At 34.7% G+C, this 20,167-nt stretch carries 15 protein-coding genes; all 15 read left to right on the top strand.

All coding sequences use genetic code 11. The features are described from left to right. The first annotated feature begins 116 nt into the window (after positions 1–116). Entirely contained in the window at positions 117–2,657 is a 2,541-nt protein-coding gene (locus ACWNT5_RS04435) for a glycoside hydrolase family 2 TIM barrel-domain containing protein (RefSeq protein WP_456516731.1), read from the top strand. Between the two features lie 40 nt (positions 2,658–2,697). Further along, entirely contained in the window at positions 2,698–3,978 is a 1,281-nt protein-coding gene (locus tag ACWNT5_RS04430) for a glycoside hydrolase family 117 protein (protein WP_456516730.1), read from the top strand. Positions 3,979–3,991: 13 nt separating this feature from the next. Continuing rightward, entirely contained in the window at positions 3,992–5,008 is a 1,017-nt protein-coding gene (locus ACWNT5_RS04425) for a zinc-dependent alcohol dehydrogenase (protein ID WP_456516729.1), read from the top strand. A gap of 25 nt (positions 5,009–5,033) precedes the next feature. Then, a complete protein-coding gene (locus tag ACWNT5_RS04420; RefSeq protein WP_456516950.1) occupies positions 5,034–5,798 on the top strand; it encodes an SDR family oxidoreductase in 765 nt (254 codons plus the stop codon). Positions 5,799–5,829: 31 nt separating this feature from the next. Then, complete coding sequence (gene aldA, locus ACWNT5_RS04415; protein ID WP_456516728.1) at positions 5,830–7,281, top strand: aldehyde dehydrogenase; 1,452 nt, start codon at positions 5,830–5,832, stop codon at positions 7,279–7,281. Between the two features lie 43 nt (positions 7,282–7,324). Further along, entirely contained in the window at positions 7,325–9,514 is a 2,190-nt protein-coding gene (locus tag ACWNT5_RS04410) for a glycoside hydrolase family 3 C-terminal domain-containing protein (RefSeq protein WP_456516727.1), read from the top strand. A 23-nt stretch (positions 9,515–9,537) separates the two neighbouring features. Continuing rightward, the gene (locus ACWNT5_RS04405) at positions 9,538–10,632 is read left to right on the top strand and encodes a mandelate racemase/muconate lactonizing enzyme family protein (RefSeq protein WP_456516726.1); all 1,095 of its coding nucleotides are present in this window, start codon (positions 9,538–9,540) and stop codon (positions 10,630–10,632) included. Between the two features lie 47 nt (positions 10,633–10,679). Then, positions 10,680–11,732: an aldose epimerase family protein gene (locus ACWNT5_RS04400; protein ID WP_456516725.1), complete on the top strand. Its 1,053-nt coding sequence runs from the start codon at positions 10,680–10,682 to the stop codon at positions 11,730–11,732. Positions 11,733–11,787: 55 nt separating this feature from the next. After that, positions 11,788–12,807: an L-rhamnose/proton symporter RhaT gene (locus ACWNT5_RS04395; protein ID WP_456516724.1), complete on the top strand. Its 1,020-nt coding sequence runs from the start codon at positions 11,788–11,790 to the stop codon at positions 12,805–12,807. 59 nt (positions 12,808–12,866) lie between these two features. Further along, positions 12,867–14,447 (top strand): solute:sodium symporter family transporter, encoded by a 1,581-nt coding sequence (locus ACWNT5_RS04390; protein ID WP_456516723.1) that lies wholly within the window; start codon positions 12,867–12,869, stop codon positions 14,445–14,447. Between the two features lie 449 nt (positions 14,448–14,896). Next, positions 14,897–16,510 carry a glycosyl hydrolase family 18 protein gene (locus ACWNT5_RS04385; protein WP_456516722.1) on the top strand — a complete coding sequence of 538 codons (1,614 nt, stop codon included), beginning with the start codon at positions 14,897–14,899 and terminating at the stop codon, positions 16,508–16,510. Continuing rightward, the gene (locus tag ACWNT5_RS04380) at positions 16,507–16,836 is read left to right on the top strand and encodes a hypothetical protein (protein ID WP_299605389.1); all 330 of its coding nucleotides are present in this window, start codon (positions 16,507–16,509) and stop codon (positions 16,834–16,836) included. The genes ACWNT5_RS04385 and ACWNT5_RS04380 overlap by 4 nt, the downstream gene beginning before the upstream one ends. Further along, a complete protein-coding gene (locus ACWNT5_RS04375; RefSeq protein ID WP_456516721.1) occupies positions 16,837–17,415 on the top strand; it encodes a DUF4255 domain-containing protein in 579 nt (192 codons plus the stop codon). Positions 17,416–17,425: 10 nt separating this feature from the next. Then, positions 17,426–18,454, top strand: a complete 1,029-nt coding sequence (locus ACWNT5_RS04370) for a hypothetical protein (protein ID WP_456516720.1) — start codon at positions 17,426–17,428, stop codon at positions 18,452–18,454. 18 nt (positions 18,455–18,472) lie between these two features. After that, the gene (locus ACWNT5_RS04365; protein WP_299605398.1) at positions 18,473–20,143 is read left to right on the top strand and encodes a phage tail sheath family protein; all 1,671 of its coding nucleotides are present in this window, start codon (positions 18,473–18,475) and stop codon (positions 20,141–20,143) included. Positions 20,144–20,167: the final 24 nt, after the last annotated feature.

Below are 20,167 nucleotides of genomic sequence, written 5' to 3'. Positions count from 1 at the left end.
GTTTTTGTCTAGTACTTTTCAACCCAAAATACCTCATGTTCAGTTTATGTCTAGTGTGATTTAAATCAAGATTCTTAAGTAAATGTGATCTTTGTCGAACCTTAATTTTTAAAATTATGAAGATTGCTTTAAGATCTATTCTTAAAATTAGCGTTATTCTTGTTTTTTTCTCATTGAATGCTCAAAATTATTCAGAAATCGGTAATCACGATTTTAACCAGCATTGGGAATTTAAATTAGTAGAAAATACCGGAATATACGATACTCAACAATATGATAATTGGACAAAAATCAGTATTCCACACGATTGGAGTGTGGATTTTTCTTTCGATGCAGAAAAAGGAGAAGGAGCAACTGGATATTTGCCTGGAGGAAAGGGTACGTATAGGAAGGAATTTATGATAAGTGATAAAAAAGAGACTACTACTTATCTATTATTCGATGGAGTTTATAATAATAGTAAGTTTTATCTGAACGATAAATTATTAGGTTTTCATCCTTACGGGTATTCTCCTTTTTATTTCGATATCACGGATCATTTAAATACGACTACAGAAAAAAACCAACTTAAAGTTGATGTCAATCGCGAGAAATATGTAGACAGTAGATGGTATACTGGTTCTGGTATATATAGAAATGTAAAACTAATTAGAAAGAACAATTTGCATATTCCGGTTTGGGGAGTCTTTATAACTACTCCAGAGATTACGACAGAAAAAGCAACTGTAAATATCAAATCTTCTCTAAAAAATAAGTTTCCGGAAAACCAAAATTTTGAGATACAGATCAAGATTTATGATGATCAAGGAGAAGTGGTTTCTCAGACTAGTCAATCTAAAAGTATTGAAGCAATGAGTGACTTAGAGATTGAAAGTACTGTAGAAATATCCAATCCGTATTTGTGGAAACTAGATTCCCCAAGATTGTATAAAGCTGTTGTTTCCATAGTTCAGAATAACAATATTATAGATGAGAATACTATAAAATTTGGTGCTCGCGAGATTGAATTTGATGCCGATAAAGGTTTCTTTTTAAATAAAGAGCATACCAAAATAAAAGGGGTTTGTTTACATCACGATGGGGGTATTGTTGGAGCCGCTGTACCGAAGGATGTTTGGAGAAGAAGATTGCAGAAATTAAAAGATGCTGGTTGTAATGCGATAAGAATTTCACATAATCCAGGTTCTGATGAGTTTTTAGATTTATGTGATGAAATGGGGTTTTTAGTACAAGACGAATTTTTTGACGAATGGGACAATCCTAAGGATAAAAGATTTAACATGAATGAAAGAAGCGTGGATGATATCACTCGTGGTTATACAGAATACTTTCAGGAGTGGGCAGAAAAAGATCTTAAAAACACCATATTGGCACATAGAAATCACCCTTCAATTTTTCAATGGAGTATTGGTAATGAAATTGAATGGACATACCCTAGGAATGCCGATGCAACTGGCTTTTTTAATAATATGGATTGGAGCGGAAACTATTTTTGGGAGGAACCCCCGCATTCTACAGCACAGATTAAAGAAAAATTGGCAACACTTCCACGTGGAAAATATGATATTGGAAAAACAGCTAAGAAACTAGCAGCGTGGACTAGAGAATTAGATACTACAAGATATATAACAGCTAATTGTATTTTACCTTCTGCTAGTCATCTTTCTGGTTATGCGGATGAACTTGATGTCGTAGGGTATAGTTATAGAAGAGTACTGTATGACTATGGACATGAAAACTATCCTGATAAACCAATTATGGGAACCGAAAATTTAGTGCAATGGCATGAATGGAAGGCAGTTAAAGAACGTCCATTTATTTCAGGAACATTTTTGTGGACAGGAATTGATTATATGGGAGAATCTAATGGGCAATGGCCAAGAAAAGCAACGCCAAGCGGAATGTTAGATGTTGCGGGATTCGAAAAACCATCTTATCATATGATGAAAACTCTTTGGAATGACGATCCTCATCTCTATGTAGCAACTCAAAAACTTGAAAAATCAATCTTTAAAGAAGATGAAAATACTGGAGAACCCGTAGAGAGAAAAAAAGGTGCTTGGAAAAAAGCGTTATGGGTATGGCACGACGTAAATGAACATTGGAATTATAAGGATCAGGAAAAAATAGTCATAGAAGTATATTCCAATTATGATGAGGTAGAGTTATGCGTGAACGAACAAAGCTATAAGACAAAAAAACTAGAAGATTTCGAAGATAGAATCTATAAATGGATCATTCCTTTCCAGAAAGGAGAACTAAAAATCATTGGAAAAAAGGATGGTGAGATTGAAGAAATCAAGACAATAAAGACTACTAGTGAACCTAAAAATATTAAACTAACAAGCGATAAAACGGTAATGCAAGCTGATGGATATAGTGTAGCTCATATCATTGCACAATTGGAAGATGCTGATGGAAATCCCGTGAAAAACATAGAGGATAAGATAACATTTTCTGTGGATGGAAATGTTAGCATATTAGGCGTGGATAATGGATCTGCTTTTAGTGTTCAGGATTATAAATCAAATTCAGTTCAAACCAATAACGGAAAATGTTTATTTCTTATTCAGTCCCAAAAAGATAAAGGAGATATCACAATATCTGCTACATCAGAGAAACTAACCAGTAATCAGTTAACCATAAATATTAAGTAGATTCTTGTACTTTACAGTATCTAATCATAGCATATATCATATGAAGCTAAATCATAAAATTGTATTTCATTTATTAGCAATTGTACTTGTTATCAGTTGCAATCAACCTGACAAACAAGAAATTGTGGAAGAGGAAAAGGAAAAACCTTGTGAAACAAAATTAGATCTATCTCCTGAGAAATTAGATCGTTTTGGAATAACCAATAAAGAACACCTAAGTGCAGCTTCAAAAAGAGCACTTCAGTGGAAGTATGTGGAGAACGATTGGTATCGAGTTTTTAATCCAATGAAACCATTGAAAGGAGATTTAGCTTATGAAGAAGGTGTTGTTCGTAGAGATCCTTCTGCAGTAATCAAAGTAGATGGATTATATCATGTTTGGTATTCAAAAAGTGTAGGTGCAACAGATGGATTTGGTGGTGATATTGAAAACGATAAAGTTTTTCCTTGGGATCGTTGTACCGTATGGCATGCAACATCGGAAGATGGATGGACTTGGAAAGAAGATAAAGAAGCAGCAGTTCCTTTAGGAGAGAAAGGATCTTATGACGATAGATCCATATTTACTGTAGAAATTATGGAATGGAATGGGATGTACTATCTATGCTATCAAACTATTAAGTCACCATATGATGTTCGTACCAAAAACGAAGTTGGTTTAGCATGGTCATCATCTCCTTTTGGTCCTTGGGAAAAAAGCAAAGAACCTATTCTAAAACCAGCTGATAATGGTATTTGGAAAGGAGAAGAACAAAATCGTTTTATGGTAGAAAAGAAAGGAGATTTTGATTCACATAAAGTACATGATCCTTGTATTCTTCCTTACAAAGGAAAGTTCTACTTGTATTATAAAGGAGAACAAATGGGAGAAGAAATATTATATGGCGGGCGTCAGATTCGACATGGAGTTGCAGTAGCCGATAACCCGAAAGGACCTTATGTGAAATCCAAGTATAATCCTATTTCCAATTCAGGTCATGAAATCTGCGTATGGCCAATAGATGGAGGGATTGCTTCTCTGATTACTACTGATGGACCTGAACGAAATACCTTCCAATGGTCACCAGATGGGATCAATTTTGAGATTCGTGGTGCTGTAAAAGGTGCAAATATGCCTCATGCGATAGGACTAAACAGAACAATTGAAGCAACAACAGACAATCCAACAGCAATTTTTGATTGGGGATTATCACACGTGTATAATAGTTGGAACTACCAGAGTATTATGCGTTTTGATTCTTACCGCAAAACATCTCACGTAGCACAAGGAGCTAAAGCGCCAGACGGGGAAAAGAAAAAAGATAAGCAAAAAGATAATTAATAAGTAGACAAAATTGAAAGCAACGATATATAAAGGTAATAAAACCTTTAGTGTAATTGATAAGGAGATTGCCGAACCTAAAGAAGGAGAAGTTCGTATCAAAGTGGCATATTCTGGAGTATGTGGAACCGATGTGCATATCTATCATGGGATGATGGATAAAAGAGTAAATATTCCAGAAACCATAGGTCATGAAATGTCGGGTACTATTGATGCTATTGGCGAAGGAGTAACAGGATACGAATTAGGTGATAAGATTGTAGTAAGACCATTAGATGACCGTGCAGTAAAACCATCGGATAAAGGCTTCAATCATATCTGTGAAGAGCTAAAGTTTATAGGTATTGATAGTCCTGGTTCTATGCAACAATTTTGGAACGTACCCGCTTTTACATTACATAAATTAAAAGAAGAAACCGATCTAAAATTAGCGGCATTGATCGAACCATTATCGGTAGCAGTGCATGATGTTCGTTTGAGTGAGTTAAAAGAAGGAGAAACCGCTGTAGTTTTAGGAGGAGGACCTATTGGATTGTTAGTAGCAATGGTAGCCAAAGATACAGGTGCAAATGTTGTTATTTCGGAAGTAAATCCAGTTAGAATAACGAAGGCAAAAGAACTAGGTTTTGAAACAGTGAATCCTGCAGAAGTAGACTTGGTAGCTTATGTACGAAAAAATACAGAAGGTAGATTAGCAGATGTGGTATTTGAAGTAGCAGGTGTTCAGCCAGCGTTGGATGTAATGACTGAGGTGGCAGGTATAAGAGGAAGAATTGTGATGGTAGCTATCCACGGAGAACCTAAACCAGTGAATTTGTTTAAGTTTTTTTGGAAAGAACTAAAACTCATAGGAGCAAGGGTGTATGAGAAGGAAGATTACGAAAAAGCAATACAATTGATAACCACCAATGAACTTCCTTTTGAAGCGCTAATTACGGATGTTCAACCCTTAACCAAAATTCAAGAAGTTTTTGAAAATATAGATAACAATCCAGACGGCTTAAAAGTATTAATGGATTGCCAACAATAAAACTAACCACTTACAATTAATGAGTATTTTGAATAAATTCAGTTTAGAAGGTAAAACAGCATTAGTGACAGGCTGTAAAAGAGGTATTGGAAAAGCTATGGCCATTGGTTTGGCCGAAGCGGGAGCTAATATTATTGGTGTTTCTGCAAGTCTTGAAAAAGAAGGAAGTGATGTAGAAAACGCTGTCAAAAAACTAGGAAAAGAATTTAAAGCATATCAATGTGATTTTTCAGATAGAAAAGCACTGTATGAATTTATCAAAGAAGTAAAATCAGATTTTCCAATAATAGATATACTTGTTAATAATGCAGGTACAATTTTAAGAGCACCTGCAGCAGAACATCCAGATGAATATTGGGATAAAGTAATAGAAGTTAATCAGAATGCTCAATTCATCCTTACCAGAGAAATAGGAAAAGAAATGGTTGAAAGAGGGAATGGAAAGATTGTGTTTACAGCTTCTCTATTAACTTTTCAAGGAGGAATTACAGTACCAGGATATGCTGCTAGTAAAGGTGCAATAGGACAGATGACTATGGCATTTGCGAATGAATGGGCTTCGAAAGGAATTAATGTAAACGCCATTGCTCCTGGATATATAGCAACCGATAATACAGAAGCGCTTAGAAACGATCCTAGTCGAGCAAACTCAATTTTAGCAAGAATTCCTGCTAACAGATGGGGAGATCCCGAGGACTTTGCAGGACCAGTAGTATTTCTGTCTTCAGAAGCGGCAAGTTATATGAACGGATCCATTATGGTTGTTGATGGAGGATGGATGGGTCGATAATTAAATTAAAAACACCTCAAAAAAAGAAAAGATGAAAGCAAAAGAATATCAACTTTTTATTAATGGAGAATGGACTAATGCCACATCTGGAAAGACTGCTGATATTACCAGTCCAATAGATGAAAGTGTTGTAGGTACAGTGCAAATGGGGGTAGAAGAAGATGCAAAAATTGCCCTGGAAGCAGCTGAAAAAGCACAAAAAGAATGGAGAAAAGTTCCTCCTAGAAAGAGAGCAGAACTCATGCGAAAGTTTGCTACCGAAATAAGAGCAAAGAAGCCATATCTAGCAGAATTATTAACCAGAGAACAAGGTAAAATTATTTCCTTGGCTGAAATCGAAGTGGAAGTTACGGCAACTTTTATAGAATATGCTTGTGATTGGGCTCGACATATAGAAGGTGATATTATGCCTTCTGATAATGAAAATGAACATATTTACATACATAAAATTCCAAGAGGAGTTGTTGTAGCAATTACTGCCTGGAACTTCCCTTTAGCTCTGGCCGGAAGAAAAATAGGGCCCGCTTTGGTAGCAGGAAATGCAATCGTAGTAAAACCAACCCAAGAAACTCCTTTGGCGACTTTAGAATTAGGTTTTATTGCCGAAAAAGTAGGTTTACCTAAAGGATTATTAAATGTGGTAACAGGATCAGGAAGAGTACTAGGAAATGCCTTAGTGGAAAATCCAATTACCAAAATGGTTACCATGACAGGTAGTACTCCAGCAGGTCAGCAGATTTTTAAAGCTGCAGCACAAAACCTTACTCATGTTCAGTTAGAACTTGGAGGAAAAGCACCAGCTATAGTATTTGCAGATGCAGACTTAGATCAGGCAGCAGAAGCCGCGTTCCACTCTAGATTTGATAATTGTGGACAGGTATGTACCTGTAATGAACGTATGTATGTACACGAAGATGTATATGATGCTTTTATGGAGAAATTTATGGAACACTTGAAGACGTACAAGGTTGGAAATCCTTTAGACAGAACTGTGTCTATGGGGCCAAAAGTAAATGCTTCAGAATTGAAAAACATGCAACATTTAGTGGAGGTAAGTATAAAAGAGGGAGCTACCGTTGCAACTGGAGGTAAAAGACCAGAAGGAGCTGAATTTGAAAAAGGACATTGGTTCGAACCTACAGTACTTACAGATGTAACTCAAGACATGACTATCGTACATGAAGAATCATTTGGACCGATATTACCTGTGATTAAATTTTCTGAGTTTGATCAGGTGATTGGATATGCTAATGATTGCGAATATGGACTGGCAGCCATGATTTTTACGAAAGATATGGCAACCATATTACGTTGTAATGATGAGTTAGAATTTGGTGAAATCTATGTGAATCGAGGTCATGGAGAACAGCATCAAGGATTCCATAACGGATATAAGCTTTCAGGAAGTGGAGGAGAAGACGGAAAGTATGGATTCGAGCAGTACCTAGAAAAGAAAACCTTTTATATGAATTATAAATCCTAAAAGGGAGAACAAACAAAACTTTTTAAATTTTGTAATAACATCAATGAGGTATCATTTTATCATATCATGTATTGTTCTTTCTACTATTTCTATAAGTGAAATAATAGGTCAAACTCAATTTAAGTGGTTTGATGAATCTCTATCTTTCGAGAAAAGAATCTCTTTGTTAATTCAAGAGATGACACTTGATGAGAAATGTAAACAACTATTGAACAATACACCTGCAATTCCTAGATTAGGAATACTCAAGTATGATTGGTGGAATGAAGCTCTTCATGGTGTTGCTCGTAATGGAAAAGCAACTATTTTTCCTCAAGCTATTGGTATGGCAGCTACTTTTGATCCTAAGTTGATTAAAACCGTTGCTTCTACAATAGCTGATGAAGGCAGAGCTAAGTTTAAAATTGCGAAATCAATAGGTAATAGAGAAAAGTATAGTGGTTTAACCTACTGGACACCTAATGTAAATATTTTTAGAGATCCTAGGTGGGGACGTGGACAAGAAACTTATGGAGAAGATCCTTATCTCACATCACAAATAGGAACTGCATTTGTTCAAGGGTTACAAGGAAATCATCCAAAGTATTTAAAATCTGTTGCATGTGCCAAACATTACGCGGTACATTCTGGTCCAGAAGCCTTGAGGCACTCTTTTAATGTTAACCCATCTAAGTTAGATCTTTACGAAACCTATTTGCCAGCATTTGAGAAACTAGTTAAAGAAGCAAATGTAAAAGGAATAATGGGGGCTTATAATGCTGTATATGAAGATCCTTCTTGTTCAAGTGATTTATTACTTAACCAATTGCTTAAAAAACAGTGGGGTTTTGACGGATACGTAGTATCGGATTGCGGTGCTTTGGGAGATATTTTCAAAGGTCACAAAGTGGCTAAAAGTGAACAAGAAGCTGCAGCAATGGCTTTGAAAGCAGGGGTGAATCTTAACTGTGGTTGGATTTATTCTAAACTTCCAGAGGCTGTAAAAGAGGGTTTAATCGAAGAAGCGTTAATTGATGAGCGTTTAAAGGATTTATTACTAATACGTTTTAAGCTAGGTTTTTTTGATAAGGAAGAGAGTAACCCTTTTAATCTAGTCAAATCAGATATCATCAATTCTGAAGAAAATCAAAAATTAGCAAAAACGGTTGCTCAAAAATCAATTGTTTTACTCAAAAATGATCAACAAGTATTGCCTTTGCGGAAAGACATTAGTTCTTTATACGTAACAGGACCTTTTGCCGCTTCAAATAATATTTTGATTGGTAATTACTATGGGATGTCCTCTAATTTAGTCACCGTTTTAGAAGGAGTGGCAGAAAAAGTTTCTTTAGGCACTTCATTAAACTATAGACAAGGTGTTCTTCCATTTCAAAAAAACCTTAATCCATTAAATTGGGCACCTCAAGTAGCTAAAACAATTGACGCTACAATAATGGTGGTAGGGATTTCTAATGAAATAGAGGGAGAAGAAGTTGATGCAATAGCATCTACAAATAAGGGAGACAGAAAGGATCTACAATTACCTCAAAGTCAAATTGACTATATAAAAGAAATTAGCGAAGTAAAAAAAGGACCATTAATTCTTGTTGTTGGTGCTGGTAGTCCAGTTTCATTAGATAAAATAGAACCTTTAGTAGATGCAATTTTGTTGATGTGGTATCCAGGTGAACAAGGTGGAAATGCGTTAGCCGATATCATTTTTGGTGATGTAGCTCCTTCAGGTCATTTGCCAGTAACATTTCCTAAAAATGTTGGGCAATTACCTCCTTTCGAAGATTATTCAATGAAAGGAAGAACATATAAATATATGACCAAAGAACCGATGTATCCATTTGGCTATGGATTGTCTTATAGTTCGGTAGCATTTACAAATCTTAATCTTAGTAAGACTAAGATCAAGAAAAATGAGGAACTAGAAATTTCTGTTACTATTCAAAACACGAACAACTCAAATTATGAAGAGGTAGTGCAGCTATATCTTATTCCAGAAGATAAAAAAGGTTTTCTACCATTCTACGCATTAAAAAGATTCAAAAGAGTGTTAGTATCTAATAAGTCTCAAAATGTAAAGTTTGTTTTAAATGAAAAAGATTTTGTTCAAACGAATTTAAATGGAGAAAAGGAGTGGATCAAAGGAAAGTATAGAATTAGCATCTCCAATGCATTACCCTCTGAAAGAAGTGTCCAGTTAGGAGCTTCAAAACCAATAAGCCAAATAGTAGAATTGTTATAGTATACTTTCAATGTACCTAAATTATGAACACCCAAATTAAAGATATAGAAGTTAGATTATTCGAAGTGCCTTTGCCAGAAGTACTTTCTGATGCCAAACATGGAGATCATTATCATTTTGAGTTAGTTACTACCACCATTACCTTAAATGATGGAAGTCAAGGTACAGGATATACCTATACCGGTGGTAAAGGTGGTAGAGCTATAAAAGCAATGATAGCATATGATTTTAAAGAAGCTCTAATCGGAAAAGATGGTGCTGATATTGAAGGAATCTATGATTTTTTAGAATGGCATATCCACTATGTAGGAAGAGGAGGAATTGCTTCTTTTGCCATTTCTACTGTAGATATAGCTTTGTGGGATATACACTGTAAAAGGCTAGGACAACCTCTTTGGAAAGTCGCTGGAGGAGCAAATAATACGTGCAAAGCGTATTGTGGAGGAATTGATTTACAATTTCCATTACCAAAGTTGCTACAGAACATGGACACCTATTTGTCTAATGGTTTTAACGCAGTAAAAATTAAGATTGGTAGAGAAAATTTAGATGAAGATATTGAGCGCATAAAGGCAGTAAGAGAGCATATTGGTCCTGATATTACTTTTATGGTAGATGCCAATTATTCTATGAGTATTGATAAAGCTATCGAAGCGATCAGTAGATTTAAAGAATATGATATTACTTGGTTCGAAGAACCTATCATTCCAGATCATTATAAGGGATATGGTGAAATAGTAGAAAGAACAGGTTTTCCTCTAGCGATGGGAGAAAATCTGCATACAATTCACGAATTTGAATATGCATTTGAGCAATCAAAATTATCCTTTGTACAACCAGATGCTTCTAATTGTGGAGGTATTACAGGATGGTTGCGTGTTGCCAAACTAGCAAAACAACATAAGATTCCGGTGTGTTCTCATGGCATGCAAGAATTGCATGTAAGTTTGGTATCGTCACAAGAAAATGCAGGATGGTTAGAGGTGCATAGTTTTCCTATTGATGAATATACATTAAGACCGTTAATTGTAGAAAACTACAGAGCAGTAGCTCCTGATATTCCAGGAACTGGTGTTGTTTTCAATTGGGGAAAATTAGAACCTTTTGAACAGCACTAATAACGATTCACATAAATTATTTAATAACCCACACATTTTAATAGTCAATGAAAGTAGAAAAAACAAATTTTGGTAATATAGAAAACGATCAGGTTTTCCTATATGAATTGTCTAATGATAATGGTGTGGTAGTAAAAGTATCGAATTACGGAGCAACGATTACGGCTATTCTTACACCAGATAATCAAGGTAACTCCAGAGAGATTACCTGTGGTTTTGAGAATATTGATGGTTATTTTTCAGAAGAGTATAAGAATAACGCTCCGTATTTCGGTGGAACAGTAGGAAGATGTGCTTCTCGTATTCATGAAGGAAAATTTACCTTAGAAGGTAAAGAATATTCCTTGGTTGGTAATGATAGAGGAAACCATCTACATGGAGGAACTCAAGGATTTGATAGAAGAATATGGACAGTAGAGGGTTATGATAATATGAAAGATGAAGTTACTGTCATCATGAATTTAAAAAGCCCCGATATGGAAGAAGGATATCCAGGAAATGTAAATGCTAAAGTTCGTTTTACACTTACCAACGAAAACGAACTAATTATTTCTTATAAAGCGAATACGGATAAAGCGACTCCAATTTCATTAACCAATCATTCTTATTTTAATTTATCTGGTTTCGAAGAAACTGTTCACAATCATAAAGTAACCATTCATTCAGATGCTTTTTTAGAAGGTGATGACAAAGGAGTAGCTCAAGGAGGAGTAATAGAGGTGGATGGAAGACCAGAAGATTTTAGGAATGGAAAGTTTTTTAAAGAAGCTTTAGATCATATGGAAACTGGTTTTGATCATTATTTTTTGTTCCCAAAAGATTTTGAGTTAAGGAAAGTAGCCTCTTTTGAGCATGCAGGAACCGGAAGAACCATGGAAGTTTCAACCACAGAACCAGGTATGTTATTCTATTCAGGGTATTTTACTTCTGATGCACTAAAAAGAGAAACAGGAGATCAGTATGGACAATACAAGGCATTTTGTTGCGAAACCCATCGATATCCGAATGGAGTAAATTTAGAAGATGCTCCTAAAACGGTTACCTATCCCGAAGAACCATTTACCAGTACTACGATATTCAAATTTTCCACAATCGAGTAGTCAAGAAGATATATAAAATTAATAGCACAATACTCAACTTTTAAAATTAATAATTATGACTATAGGAATATTATTTGCAGTCCTCGCTGGATTAATGCTTGGACTATATGCATTGCCCGAAAAATATACCAAAGGATACGAGTTTGAAAACACTTGGGGTATGATGTTTTTTATCAATATGCTAATTATTCCAATAGCTGCTGGTTTTTTATTAGTGAAAGATTTTGATGTTATCATTTCGAATATCCCAACTGATATCCTTTGGAAAATGGGAATAGCCAGTATTCTTTGGGGTATTGGTGTTATGATGTGGGGAAAAGCAATTAATTACATTGGCTTGTCCTTAGGTTTTTCGATTTTTATTGGTACCGTTATTCTTGTAGGATCTTTATTACCGTTCTTAGTGGATGGATTACCTTCCAATAATGTGTTTATGGTAATACTTTTAGGAATTTTGATAGTGTTATTTGGGGTTTCTTTTAATGGGAAAGCAGGAATGCTGAGGCAAGCAGAAGATCAAAAAAATAGTAGAGAAAAATTAGATGGAAAAGCGTCTTCGATGACTATTGGAATTATTATCGCGGTTATCGGAGGTTTATTAGCTACTGGTTTTAGTTATGCGAATGCATATGGAAGGCCCTATTTGCATCAGGCTTGTCAAGAAGCTGGAAATCCAGAGTGGATTACGGCAGTTATGGTAATGGTGATCATCTATGTTTCAGGAGCTATTTTTGTGATTCCTTATTTTATATATCAATTAAGTGCTAAGAAATTGTGGGGCAAATTCAATTCTTCACATACATCGAAAAACTTGTTTTATACGTTTATCATGGCACTTTTAAACTTTGCTGCTTCAGGAACTTTTGCCTTTGCAGCTTATAAATTAGGATCTTCTGGGAATACGGTTGGATATGCCATATTTAATACGGTATGTGTTGCTGTAGCCATAATTACTGGAATACTTACTGGTGAGTGGAGTAGCACGAGTGCTAAACCGAGAAAAATTCTTTATCTAGGATTAACTGCAATGATATTAGGAGTAATCGTAATTGCTTCAGGAAACGCAATGGGTTAAAATCCTGTAAAAGGAAGAATACTGTTGTTTTCAATTTTAAATAATTCTATCAAAATCTTATGGGTATTATCACTTTTCTTGGCTTTACCTTTCTGGTAGCTTTGATTTCATATTTAGCAACAAAAAAAACGGATGAGAAATCATATACAGGTTATTTTTTGGCTGGTAGAAGCTTAACAGCTCCAGTGATTGCAGGTTCATTATTACTTACTAATTTATCTACAGAACAGATTGTAGGGTTAAATGGGCAGGCTTTTTCTGAAGGAATTTTGGTAATGGCTTGGGAAACCTTAGCCGCAATCGCCATGGTAGTAACTGCCTTATATCTATTACCACGATATCTTAAAGAAGGATTAACAACAGTTCCTCAGTTTTTAGAAAGAAGATATGATGTTGGCACTAAAACGATTACTTCGGGATTGTTTCTTACAGGATATGTGGTAGTGCTTTTACCCATTGTTTTATATTCTGGAGCTCTAGCCATTAGTACCATTTTTGATATTCCAATATTACTCAATGTAGATAAAACAACCGCATTATGGATTACAGTATTTTCCATTGGAATTATTGGTTCTGTCTATGCAATTTTTGGAGGTCTTAAAGCGGTAGCGGTTTCAGATACAATCAATGCAGTTGGATTATTGATAGGAGGTTCGATTATTCCTGTTTTAGGTTTGATGTTAGTGGGTAATGGTAACATGATAGAAGGTTTTACGGAGATATGGGCGGCAAATCCTGATAAATTTAAATCAATGGGTAGCGAAGATTCTTCTGTACCTATCAGTACTATTTTTACGGGAATGATGCTGGTTCAATTATTTTATTGGGGAACAAATCAGGCTATTATTCAACGAGCATTAGGTGCAAAAAACCTTAAAGAAGGACAAAAAGGAATCCTTTTAGCGTCTTTCATTAAAATATTAGGCCCAGTATTAGTGGTGTTACCAGGAATTATTGCGTTTCATTTATACGGCGATAGTATTACCAATCCAGATGAAGCATATCCTACCTTAGTGCGCAAAGTTTTACCTACTTCATTGATTGGCTTTTTCGCTGCTGTACTTTTTGGTGCTATATTAAGTTCATTCAATAGTGCTTTAAATAGTTCTGTTACTCTTTTTGGAGTAGATATATATAAAGGCTATATCAATAAAAATGCTTCTGAAAAACAGATTGTAAAAACCGGAAAGGTATTCGGAATCATTCTCGCAGTATTATCTATGTTTATTGCACCATTAATTGCAAATGCACCTGCTGGTTTGTTTGGGTATTTACAACAAGTTAATGGATGCTATACAATCCCTATTTTAACAATCATAATTATGGGATACTTAACAAAGCGGATTCCAGCTGTTGCGGCCAAAGTAGCTATCATTTTAGGAGCAGTGGTGTACTTAATTTATGTTATTTTAGATAATACAGTGATGAAGGGTACATTTCCTCATTTTTTACACGTGCAAGGGGTGCTATTTGCCATTAACATTTTAATAATGATTATAATTGGTAAAATGTATCCACGAAAAGAAGCTTTTAAAATTGAATACACTAATGAAGTAAATATCATACCTTGGAAATATACCATTCCAGTAGGAATAGCTATTTGTGTAATTGTGATTTTGATTTACTTGACTTTTAGATAGTATTTTACCCAATTTCAGCCCGAAAAAGTGCTGATTTTACTGCTTTCCATTTTTTATGTTTTTGCTTTATAAATACTGCGGTTTTTGCGCATTAAAATATCGGAAATTTTCACTCAATTTGTAAAAGCAGTTTAATCCTATTTATATATTCTAGAGCCTATACTATAAAATTACTATTTGCACTAATAAACCTTTTAGCACTTTACCATAAACAGGTAGTTTTACTTATTTATAAGCACAGATTATATAGCTAGCTTTGATTTGCAGTGGACTGAGAACATTTTTATTAAAAAATGTTTGGCTACCCTTAAAGATCACACAAATCATAAATGAATATAAAGAGGGCTTTTATATTGGTGCTTTTTTTTCTCTTTTTTCAAAGTTATGCTTATTCGAAAAGCGTTACTTTGACTAAGGAATATTCCCTATACCAGGACACTACTAAGGTTTTGAAAAAGGCAAAGGGAAAATTAGGTTTTATTAAAAAGCTTTTTCACCATAGTGATTCCACCAAATTAGCACGAAAATTTATTCATCAACATCATAAAGAATTAAAAGAGAAACAATCTCCCACCTTTGTTACTGATACGGATACTGTAAAACTCAAGGATATTGTTTTTAAAACTAAAAAGAACTTCCAATTAGGATACGAAGTTTTTGGTTGGTATCCCTATTGGGAAAAAGATTATTACAAGTATCTTAATTACAAATTACTATCCACAATAGCCTATTTCTCCTACGAGGTAGATCCAAAAACAGGAAACGCTATTACCACACATGATTGGGATACAACGCCAATAGTAGATTCTATAAAAGCATATCCCGATAAGAAAATATTACTGACAGTAAGTAATTTTGGTGAAAAAAATAACAGAAAGTTCCTTAAAAATACCGAAGCGGTAAATCAATTAATAGAAAACTTGATCCAGCTGTTAGAGAAGAGAAAGGGAAATGGTGTATGTATTGATTTTGAAGGCGTGGCCAAGAGTCAAAAGGAAGAATATACTAGTTTTTTGCTCACTTTGTCCAACAAACTTAAAAAGGCTAATAAAGATTATTTAGTGTATATAACACTACCAAGTGTCAATTGGAGTGAGGCATTAGATTTTAACTCCATCAATCAAACTGTAGACAAGTTTGTAATTATGGGATATGACTATTACGGTAAAACCAGTTCTGTAGCAGGTCCTGTATCTCCTCTAAATAGCGATAAAACCTGGGAACCTTATAACTTAACCACTTCCGTTGATTATTATTTAGAGAATAAGATACCAAACAATAAACTTTTATTGGCATTACCGACTTATGGAAGTCTGTGGGAAACAAAAACCCAAAGTTTACAATCTAAAGTAAAGAACTATATAGGTAGCAGAACTTTTAGTTACATAAAGAAAAATATTGAAGGCAATGAACAGATTTACATAGAACCTATTAGTAAAAGTGCTTATAGTTCCTTTAGTATTAAAGGAGATAAAAACCAGTTTAGGCAATGTTGGTTCGAAAATGATTCCAGTTTTGTGTATAAAACAAAGCTGATTAAAGAGAAAAAACTAGCAGGTCTCGGAATATGGGCTCTTGGATATGATAAAGGATATGATGATATATGGAATGTCATTAGTGTCGAAATGGCTGTGGAATCAGAAAATTCAGATGAAAAGGAGCAAGATTCTGTAAAAAATGCCAGTTCTATATTCTCGAAAATTGTAAATACATTAGGATTAAAAGATCCTAAGAGTAAAATCAATACAGTAGAAGAGAAACTTGTATCTATCACAGACTACAAGAATGTATTACTATACACCATGTCTTTTGTTTTGTTTTTTGCCTGTGTAGGCTTTATTTGGGCTATGTTCTCTCCAAACACGAGAGCCGGTTTTTTTAATAACACTTCACTAAAAGGATATTACATCGGATTGATGTTATTGTTAGCAATTGTCATTTTTAGAATACTCGATGCTATTGATGATTTTATTGTCATGTTGATCATAGGTTTTCTTTTAGGGGTTTTGGCATTTTACATCGCCAATGGAATTGTAGAACGTAAGAAAAAAGAATTACCATGAGCACTAGTGTAATAGCAACCGATGAAAAGAAGCTAAAAGCCGAAGAAGGGAAACTGAAGAAAGTATTTTCTATGGTTAAGAAAATGTTTTCTAAAGAGTTGCTGTGGTTACTTTTTATAGCATTAATCTCAATTCCTATTGCCTTGATCATTTCTTACGTAATGTATCGATATGGATCCAAAGAAGTTCTAGATGTGTTTGAAGCACTAGCTGGCGATCAGCCAACATTTATGGTAGTATATATTATGTGTGCAGTTGGAATTTATTTTTCTAGAATAGTAGCCAATGCCATTAAGGTGCAATTAAAAAGTGCAAAAAAAGAATAGATGTTAGATAAAGCTTTATTATTCATAACGGATTATCTGAATAAAAACCTAAAGTTGACTTTTGGTTTAAATGAAGATGTTGTGGTATTATCCAGTCTCGTAAATTTAGATGGTAGTGTTACTAAGAATATTGAAAATAAGGTAATTCTTTCTATCATCAATTTAGAGCATGAAAAGACAGTCAAAAATATGGGAGGATATATTCCCGATTCGCGAGGTTCTTTTAGTAAAGTAGATCCTCCTGTATACATCAACGTGTTTTTATTGGTATCTGCAAATTACAATTCTGAAAACTATATAGAATCCTTAAAAATGCTTTCTGCAGTGATAGGAATTTTTCAATCACCTATCATTTTTACTAGAGATACGCATCCAGATCTCGATGTATTATTAGGGAGATTGTCTTTTGAAATTTTCAATACTCCCATTCAGGAGTTGAGTCATATATGGAGTGGTATAGGAGCAAAATATGTCCCCTCCATGATTTATAAAGTAAGAATGATAGCATTCCAGAAAGAGCGAGTAAAAGAAGAAGTTTCTGGAGTAAGCGGATTGGATACAAACATTAAGAAAAATTAATCTCGATCATATGAGCGTACAACTTCAACAATGGTTTAGTTTGGAAATTATGCATGAGTATTTTCATGAGCAGAAATGTACTGTTTTTGCATTAGTTCCTTTACTCAGAACGAAACAGTTGATGAAGAATTATGGAATACATATTAGACAAATAGAGAATACCTATACAGGATATGTTAGTGTAAAGAATGCGAGTAAAATATGGGAAGAATTAAGCATGGAGGAAGATCTTTATTTTCAGATGATTTGTATAGATAGCAATTTTAATAACTATACAAATACATCACCCTCTTTAAAGGAAGATACATTATTGTATATCTCAAACTTTCAGGTTGCTAATAGATTACATGCTGAAGAATCTATAAATCCTGAAAAATATTTACCTGTACAATCATTGAGATTTAATGTTTCTGTTCCTGTTGATAAGCAAGTTACTATTGATGTTAAAGATAGTAAGGGAAATAAAATATACTCAAAAGACTCTATAAGTAATGAATCCATTGTTTACGTAGATATAGAAGTTTTTGGAAGTGGAATGTATGAAATTTGGATAGACAATCAATTACAGAGTTCTTTTTTAGGAATCTCAGAAAGAATTGATGATCACTGCTATGGTATATTTCATATACGAATGAAATCCATTCTAGAATCCTTAAAAGAAAATACTATCCCTGCGATACAGGTAAATTTCAAATCCAGAGAAACATTTTGGCAATACTTGGTAGTCATACCAGAGGATAGAAAGATAATCATTCGAGAACTAGCCATAGAAGGAGAGGATCAAATTTCTTATATGGGACCAGAAGAAAAGGAGATTGTAGGAGGAGAAAAATCCAAAGTATTCACTTCTCCTAAAACCATTAAACTACAACAAAAAATAAGAGATCATCCTCTCCTGAAAATGAAATATAGTAACAGTTTTTCGGATACTATTCTGGAATTAGATATGAAAATGCCTTTGCCCAATGTATCAAAGATTGTTTCGGCAAAAGAAAACAATGAGAATATCTATTATTCTCCCACCATAATTTATGTATAACTCTTAAAGTCAATAAGAATGGCAGTAACAGCAATGAAAACACCAGGGGTTTATATCCAGGAATTGGATGCCTTTGGAAATGCGGTTGTTCCCGTACCCACAGCGATTCCAGCTTTTATCGGATTTACGGCACAAACCAATTATAATGGTAAAGATTTAGTAAATAAGGCGGTTAAAATAACTTCATTAGCAGAGTTTAATGCGGTTTTTGGAAGTAAACCTCCGCAAATTCAATTTAGTGTTTCAGCAATTGCTGAGACTCCGTCAAAACCTGCTGCAGATGCTAAAGCAGATGCTAAAGCAGATCCAAAAAAGAAATCAACGGATGCCGGAACTGCGGCGCCTGCAGCAGCTGCATCCACACCTGATTTCCTTATCGGAAGTAATGGATATGCATTAAATACAACTACTGTAAATTACAGATTGTATAGTGCTGTACGTTTCTTCTATGAAAATGGAGGCGGAACATGTTATATCGTTTCTACAGGAGGATATGATTATACACTTACTGGACTGGCTTCTACCAAACCTTTTGAAGATGCATTACAAGTGTTATCTAAGGAAACAGAGCCAACAATGATCGTGATTCCAGATGCAGTAGAACTAAAAGATACTACAGAAACAGATCTTGCAAAAAAATACGCATTATGCTACACCTTACAAGGAGAACTGATTAATCACTGTGGTGAATTAGCAAGTCGAGTAGCGATATTAGATATTCCAGGCGGATATAGTGAGCCTTTGGTAGGAACTACGAGTGTCGAAGGTTTTAGAAATGCGGTAGAACCTACCATAGCAAAATTCAATAGTTATGCAGCAGCATATTATCCTTGGTTGCACACTACGGTAAATCAATTAACGGATATATCTTATAAAAATATAGCGGTAGCTAGTTATAATGTAGTAAAAACAATGCTACAGGCCGAGTTTCCTGCTATTACAGACCCGAAAACAAAAGCATCAACACCTAATCCTATTAACAAATACATTAATGCTTTGTTTGCAGCAAAACCTGCAGCAGATGGCATAACACAAGAAAAGGCTGATGGAGTATTAAAAAACTTAAGTGCTTCTTATAAGTTGTTGTTAAAACACATGTTAGAGAAATTAAACTTGATGCCACCAAGTGCAGCAATCGCTGGTATATATACAACTGTCGATAACAATGAAGGTGTGTGGATCGCTCCTGCAAATGTTGGCGTACAAGGAGTAATAGCTCCAGCGGTAAAAGTGGATCACCAAGCTCAGGAGGATCTAAATATGCCATTAGATGGTAAATCTGTTTGTGCAATTAGAGCTTTTCCTGGTAAAGGAGTGTTGGTTTGGGGAGCAAGAACCTTAGACGGTAATTCTAATGATTGGCGCTATATCAACGTAAGAAGAACTTTAATATATATCGAACAGTCGGTAAAAGAAGCAGCAAGTGCTTACGTGTTTGCACCTAATGATGCAGTAACATGGGTAGCTGTAAAAAGTATGATCAGTAATTTCTTAACAGGATTATGGAATCAAGGTGGTCTGGTAGGACCGAAACCTGCAGACGCCTTTTCTGTATCTGTTGGATTAGGAAGCACTATGACTGGAGATGATATTCTGAACGGAAAAATGATTGTCGCTGTAAAAGTAGCAGTTTCGCATCCAGCTGAATTCATAGAAATTACGTTCCAACAAGAAATGCAAAAAGGATAGATAATTTCGAAACAAGTATCCCCT

The organism is Aquimarina sp. 433 (assembly GCF_054054605.1).
This window is presented reverse-complemented; position numbering and strand designations above follow the sequence as displayed.

Excerpts from the sequence above, each read along its gene's own strand:
- aldA (WP_456516728.1), top strand. The coding sequence starts at position 5,830 with ATGAAAGCAAAAGAATATCAACTTTTTATTAATGGAGAATGGACTAAT.
- ACWNT5_RS04380 (WP_299605389.1), top strand. The coding sequence starts at position 16,507 with ATGAGCACTAGTGTAATAGCAACCGATGAAAAGAAGCTAAAAGCCGAA.
- ACWNT5_RS04410 (WP_456516727.1), top strand. The coding sequence starts at position 7,325 with ATGAGGTATCATTTTATCATATCATGTATTGTTCTTTCTACTATTTCT.
- ACWNT5_RS04395 (WP_456516724.1), top strand. The coding sequence starts at position 11,788 with ATGACTATAGGAATATTATTTGCAGTCCTCGCTGGATTAATGCTTGGA.
- ACWNT5_RS04370 (WP_456516720.1), top strand. The coding sequence starts at position 17,426 with ATGAGCGTACAACTTCAACAATGGTTTAGTTTGGAAATTATGCATGAG.
- ACWNT5_RS04435 (WP_456516731.1), top strand. The coding sequence starts at position 117 with ATGAAGATTGCTTTAAGATCTATTCTTAAAATTAGCGTTATTCTTGTT.
- ACWNT5_RS04390 (WP_456516723.1), top strand. The coding sequence starts at position 12,867 with ATGGGTATTATCACTTTTCTTGGCTTTACCTTTCTGGTAGCTTTGATT.
- ACWNT5_RS04430 (WP_456516730.1), top strand. The coding sequence starts at position 2,698 with ATGAAGCTAAATCATAAAATTGTATTTCATTTATTAGCAATTGTACTT.
- ACWNT5_RS04405 (WP_456516726.1), top strand. The coding sequence starts at position 9,538 with ATGAACACCCAAATTAAAGATATAGAAGTTAGATTATTCGAAGTGCCT.
- ACWNT5_RS04365 (WP_299605398.1), top strand. The coding sequence starts at position 18,473 with ATGGCAGTAACAGCAATGAAAACACCAGGGGTTTATATCCAGGAATTG.
- ACWNT5_RS04375 (WP_456516721.1), top strand. The coding sequence starts at position 16,837 with ATGTTAGATAAAGCTTTATTATTCATAACGGATTATCTGAATAAAAAC.
- ACWNT5_RS04400 (WP_456516725.1), top strand. The coding sequence starts at position 10,680 with ATGAAAGTAGAAAAAACAAATTTTGGTAATATAGAAAACGATCAGGTT.